Origin of the sequence: uncultured Pseudacidovorax sp., from assembly GCF_913773995.1 — a bacterium.
GTDB lineage: Bacteria > Pseudomonadota > Gammaproteobacteria > Burkholderiales > Burkholderiaceae_C > Xenophilus.
Genome location: NZ_CAJYES010000115.1, coordinates 1 through 5,225 on the forward strand (window position 1 = coordinate 1; position 5,225 = coordinate 5,225).

Genomic DNA, 5,225 nt, shown 5'->3' on the forward strand with positions numbered 1-5,225 from the left:
GTACGGGCAGCGGGCCACCCGCAGCCAGGTCATGCAACGGCCCACCCTGCGCATCCGGGGCCGACAGCGGCAGCAGCACATCGCCATCCAGCCGCAGCCACGGGTGCTGCGCCTCGTCCAGCCGGCCCGCCACCTCGGCATGGCCATGGCACAGCACGAACTGCACACGCCGCTGCAGCGCCAGGTCCTCGCAGGCCAGGGAGCTGTCCGACAGCGTCTGCACCGGGCCGATGCGCAGCCGCCCCTCCAGCCCGGCCAGCCAGGTCGGGAACCAGGTCAGCGACAGCACATGGGTCGCCGCGAAGCGCAGGCTCGCTGCGGCCGATTCATGCGCCGCGCGCGCCTTCTGGCGTGCCGCCTCCAGCCCGGCCAGCACGCCGCGCAGCAGCGGCAGAAAGCGCTGACCCGCCGCCGTGAGCGCCACCGGATGGGCGCTGCGGTCGCACAGCTCCACGCCCACCCATTCCTCCAGGGACCGGATATGCCGGCTGAAGGCAGGCTGCGCGATGTGCCGCACCTCGGCCGCGCGCGAGAAGCTGCCGGTGTCGGCGAGCGCGACGAAGTCTTCCAGCCAGTCGAGGTCGAGGGGGCGGTTGCCCGGGCCCATGCGCGTCTCCTGCGGGGCCGCACGGCCCGCGATAGTTGTATGCGATTCGAGTATTGGACGGTCGGGGGGCCGGCGCGGAATCATCCGCTCCGCTTCCTTCACCCATCGCACCGCACGGAGACCTGCAATGCCGTCCATCGAAAATTATCGGGGGATCATCCCCGCCATCGCCTGCCCCTTCACCCCCGACCATCGCATCGACGAGCCGGCCCTGCGCCAGCTCGCCAGCTGGCTGGCCGGCCATGAAGGCGTGGTGGCCGTGATGACCAACGGCCACACCGGCGAGGTGTTCTCGCTCACCCCCGCCGAGCGGGCCGAGGTCACGCGCATCGTGGCCGACGAGCTGCGCGGCCGGCTGCCGGTGATCTCGTCCATCGTCTGCGAAGGCCTGGCCGAGGCAGCGGAACATGCGCGCGCCGCGCAGGCCGCCGGCGCCGCCGCGCTGGACGTGATGCCGCCCCACCACTGGCTGCGCTTCGGCTTCACACCCAGCCATGCGCTGCAGTACTTCGAGGCCATCCACCGCGCCGCGCCCGAGCTGGACCTGGTCTGCCACGTCTACCCCGCCTGGACGCGCGCCTCGTACAGCTCGCAGCTCTTGGCCGAGCTGGCCCGCCTGCCCTATCTGCAGGCCTTCAAGGTCGGCCAGCGGGACATGAACAAGTACGCCCGCGACATCCAGGCCATCCGCGAGGCCAACCCGGCCAAGGCGATCCTGACCTGCCACGACGAGTACCTGCTCGCCTCCATGGTGCAGGGCGTGGACGGCGCGCTGGTGGGCTTCGCCACCTTCATCCCGCAGCTCATCATCGACCTGTGGGCCGCGGTGAACGCCGGCGACCTGAAGAAGGCGATGGCCATCCAGGCCGTGATCACACCGCTGAAGGACGCCGTCTACGGCGGCGGCGAGCCCACGGGCGAGGCCCATGCGCGCATGAAGGCCGGCATGTACCTGGCCGGCGTGCTGGAGCGCGCCACCGTGCGCCCGCCCACCGAGGCGCCCAACCCGCAGGAGATGGACGCCCTGCGTGCCGCCTGCCGCCAGGCCGGCCTGCTGCGCCGCTGAGCCGTCCGCACGGCTCCTCAGAACAACGACATCGGAGACAACACCATGCTGCAACGCAGACGCTTCTTGCACGGCGCCCTGGGCGCCGCCACGCTGGCCGCCGCCGCGCCCGTGATGGCGCAGGGCTGGCCCAACCGGGTGGTGCGGGTGATCATCCCCTTCCCGCCCGGCGGCACGCTCGACACGGTCGGCCGCATGCTGGCCCAGAAGCTGGGCGAGCAGATGGGCCAGACCTTCCTGGTCGAGAACCGCCCGGGCGGCAATGGCGCGATCGGCGCCGAGGTGGTGGCCAAGGCGGGCAACGACGGCTACACGCTGCTGTTCAACGCCTCGACCTTCACCACGGCGCCCATGACCATGAAGTCGGTGCGCTACGACGTGGTGCGCGACTTCGCGCCGGTGGCGCTCGTGGCCAAGGCGCCGCTGTCAGTGGCGGTCAACAAGAACCTGCCGATCACCGACGTGCGCTCGCTGATGGCGTACGCCAAGTCCAACCCCGGCAAGATGACCTTCGCCGTGGGTTCCATCGGCTCGGCCGGCCACCTGGCCACGGAGCTGCTGCGTCGCGCCGGCAACCTGGACTACCTGATCGTGCCCTACAAGGGCACGGCGCCCGCCTTCCAGGACCTGATCGGCGGGCAGATCGATGGCTTCATCGATCCGATCCTCGGCTCGCTGCAGTACCACAAGAGCGGCATGCTGCGCGTGGTGGCCGTCACCTCGGCCCAGCGCGCGGCCAGCCTGCCCGATGTGCCGACCGTCGCCGAAACGCTGCCGGGCTACGAGTTCTACAGCTGGTACGGCCTGTGGGCGCCGGCCGGGACGCCGGCCGACATCACCCGCCGCCTCAATGCCGAGACCAACAAGGCCCTGGCGGGAGAGATGAAGACGCTGCTGGGTTCGCAGGGCCTGCTGCTCACGCCGGGCACGGCGGAGGAATTCGCCGCCTTCCAGCATGCCGACATGGAGCGCTCGCGCAAGATCATCACGGAGGGCAACATCCGTGTCGATTGAAGGCAGCACCGCGCAGCCGCATGCCGTGGTCAGCGGCAGCAGCAGCGGCATCGGGCGTGCCATCGCCATGGCGCTGCTCGATGCCGGCTGGCAGGTCAGCGGGCTGGATGCCGCGCCTGCGTCGATCGTGCATGCCGCCTTCACGGGCCACGCCATCGACCTGCGCGACGGCACCGCCATCGCCCGCCTGTGCGCCATGCTGCCAGCGGCCCAGGCCCTGGTGCATGCGGCCGGCGTGTTGCGAATCGGCCCGCTGGGCCAGCTCGATGCCGAGGCCGGCGAGCTGATGTGGCGCCTGCATGTGGACGCCGCCAGCCGCCTGGCCGACGCGCTGGTGCCCGGCATGGCCGGGCGCGGGCTCGGGCGTGTCGTTTTCATCGGCAGCCGGGTAGCGCAGGGCATGCCGGGCCGCAGCCAGTACGCGGCCACCAAGGCCGCGCTGGTGGCGCTGGCCCGCAGCTGGGGCGCCGAGGTGGCGGCGCAGGGCGTGACGGTCAACGTCATCTCGCCCGCCGCCACGGCCACCGGCATGCTGCAGGACCCGGCCCGCGCCGGCAGTGCGCCGCGGCTGCCGCCCATCGGCCGGCTGATCGAGCCGGCGGAAATCGCCGCCCTTGCCACCTTCCTGCTCTCGCCCCAGGCGGCGGCCATCACCGGGCAGGACATCGCCATCTGCGGCGGCTCGTCGCTGCCGCGCTGAACCTGCTCTTTTGTTTTTCTTCGACCTTTCACCCACGCGCTCGCCATGAAGATCGTCAACATCCTCGAATCCACGCGGCCCATCAAATCCAACATCCGCAACGCCTACATCGACTTCTCGAAGATGACCCTGAGCCTGGTGGCCGTGGTCACCGACGTGATCCGCGACGGGCGGCCGGTGATCGGCTACGGCTTCAACTCCAACGGCCGCTATGGCCAGGGCGCGCTGATGCGCGAGCGCTTCATCCCGCGCGTGCTGGAGGCCGACCCGGCCAGCCTGCGCGACGAGACGAGCGACAACCTCGACCCGCACCGCATCTGGGCCTGCATGATGAGCAACGAGAAGCCCGGCGGCCACGGCGAGCGCTCGGTGGCGGTCGGCACCATCGACATGGCGGTGTGGGACGCCGTGGCCAAGATCGAGGGCAAGCCGCTCTTCCAGCTGCTGGCCGAGCGCTACGGCAACGGTCAGGCCAACCCGCGCGTCTTCGTCTACGCGGCAGGCGGCTACTACCACCCGGGCAAGGGCCTGGATGGCCTGCGGCAGGAGATGGAAGGCTACCTGGCCCGCGGCTACTCGGTGGTCAAGATGAAGATCGGCGGCGCGCCGCTGTCCGAGGACTGCGAGCGCATCGAGGCGGTGCTCAAGATGCTGGCGCCCGGCCAGCAACTGGCCGTGGACGCCAACGGCCGCTTCGACCTGGCCACGGCGCTCGACTATGGCCGCGCCCTGTCGCAGTACCCGCTCTTCTGGTACGAAGAGGCCGGCGACCCGCTGGACTACGAACTGCAGGCCCGCCTGGGCGAGGCCTATGTCGGCGCGCTGGCCACGGGCGAGAACCTGTTCTCCATGCAGGACGCACGCAACCTGATCCGCCATGGCGGCATGCGGCCCGACCGCGACTGGCTGCAGTTCGACTGCGCGCTGAGCTATGGCCTGGTCGAGTACCTGCGCACGCTCGACATGCTCAAGGACCACGGCTGGTCACCCAGCCGCTGTATTCCGCACGGCGGCCACCAGATGTCACTGGCCATCGCGGCCGGCCTGGGCCTGGGCGGCAACGAAAGCTACCCCGACCTGTTCCAGCCCTACGGCGGCTTTCCCGATGGCGTGAAGGTGGACAACGGCCATGTGCACCTGCCGGCGCTGCCGGGCATCGGCTTCGAGGGCAAGGCGGACCTGATCGCCGAGATGCACGCGCTGGCGCGCTGAGCGGCGGCCGGCCTGCGCCTCAGCGCTGGCCGATGCGCAGATCGGCGAACAGGTCCTTGAACTCGCGCGGCTGTGAGCGCCAGTACTGCCGGGGCGCGTTCACCTGGGCGCCGAGTTCGGCCGCGGCATGCCAGGGCCAGCGCGGGTCGTACAGCATGGCCCGCGCCAGCGCCACCGCATCCGCTTGCCCTTCGGCGATGGCCGCCTCGGCCTGGCGCGCCTCGGTGATCAGGCCCACGCCCAGGGTCGGCAAGCCGACGCGCGCCTTGACCTCGCGGGCGAAGCCGAGCTGGTAACCGGGGCCCACCGGAATCTTCTGCTGGGGCGACACGCCACCACTGGAGACGTGGATCGCGCTGCAGCCGTGCGCCTTGAGCGCCTCGGCGAAGGCCACCGTGCTGGGCAGATCCCATCCGCCGTCGACCCAGTCGGTGGCCGAGACACGCACCCACACGGGCACCTCGGCCGGCATGGCGGCGCGCACGGCCTCGAACACTTCCAGCGGAAAGCGCATGCGCTTCTCCAGGCTGCCGCACGCAGGAGGAGGCCATCACCCTGGCCCGCGCGCTGGGCGCGAGCCCGGCGTTGCGGCTGGTGGGCATCGAGTGCTACGAAGGCCTGTGGGC

Annotated in this window: 5 protein-coding genes and 1 pseudogene; 4 read left to right on the forward strand and 2 right to left on the reverse strand. The window is 70.9% G+C overall.

What is annotated here, in order from left to right; all coding sequences use genetic code 11:
• Positions 1 to 607, reverse strand: a 607-nt coding sequence (locus tag QZ772_RS10770; protein ID WP_295525772.1) for a LysR family transcriptional regulator, incomplete at its 3' end; no start/stop codon positions are given.
• A gap of 127 nt (positions 608 to 734) precedes the next feature.
• Here QZ772_RS10770 and QZ772_RS10775 point away from each other — a divergent pair.
• The 4 genes from QZ772_RS10775 to QZ772_RS10790 are packed head-to-tail and all read left to right on the forward strand — an operon-like array spanning position 735 to position 4,599.
• Positions 735 to 1,673, forward strand: coding sequence for a dihydrodipicolinate synthase family protein (locus QZ772_RS10775; RefSeq protein WP_295525775.1), 939 nt, complete (start codon positions 735 to 737; stop codon positions 1,671 to 1,673).
• Positions 1,674 to 1,721: 48 nt separating this feature from the next.
• Positions 1,722 to 2,687, forward strand: coding sequence for a tripartite tricarboxylate transporter substrate binding protein (locus tag QZ772_RS10780; protein WP_295525782.1), 966 nt, complete (start codon positions 1,722 to 1,724; stop codon positions 2,685 to 2,687).
• Positions 2,677 to 3,387, forward strand: a complete 711-nt coding sequence (locus tag QZ772_RS10785) for an SDR family oxidoreductase (RefSeq protein WP_295525777.1) — start codon at positions 2,677 to 2,679, stop codon at positions 3,385 to 3,387. The genes QZ772_RS10780 and QZ772_RS10785 overlap by 11 nt, the downstream gene beginning before the upstream one ends.
• A 45-nt stretch (positions 3,388 to 3,432) precedes the next feature.
• Positions 3,433 to 4,599: a mandelate racemase/muconate lactonizing enzyme family protein gene (locus QZ772_RS10790; RefSeq protein ID WP_295525780.1), complete on the forward strand. Its 1,167-nt coding sequence runs from the start codon at positions 3,433 to 3,435 to the stop codon at positions 4,597 to 4,599.
• 19 nt (positions 4,600 to 4,618) lie between these two features.
• On the opposite strand, the pseudogene QZ772_RS10795 reads toward QZ772_RS10790, so the two are convergent.
• A pseudogene (locus tag QZ772_RS10795) lies at positions 4,619 to 5,131 on the reverse strand (tRNA-dihydrouridine synthase); the annotation flags it as partial.
• Positions 5,132 to 5,225: the final 94 nt, after the last annotated feature.

Bases quoted from the DNA above. Each gene is read 5' to 3' on its own strand.
- QZ772_RS10775 (WP_295525775.1), top strand. From the start codon at position 735: ATGCCGTCCATCGAAAATTATCGGGGGATCATCCCCGCCATCGCCTGC.
- QZ772_RS10790 (WP_295525780.1), top strand. From the start codon at position 3,433: ATGAAGATCGTCAACATCCTCGAATCCACGCGGCCCATCAAATCCAAC.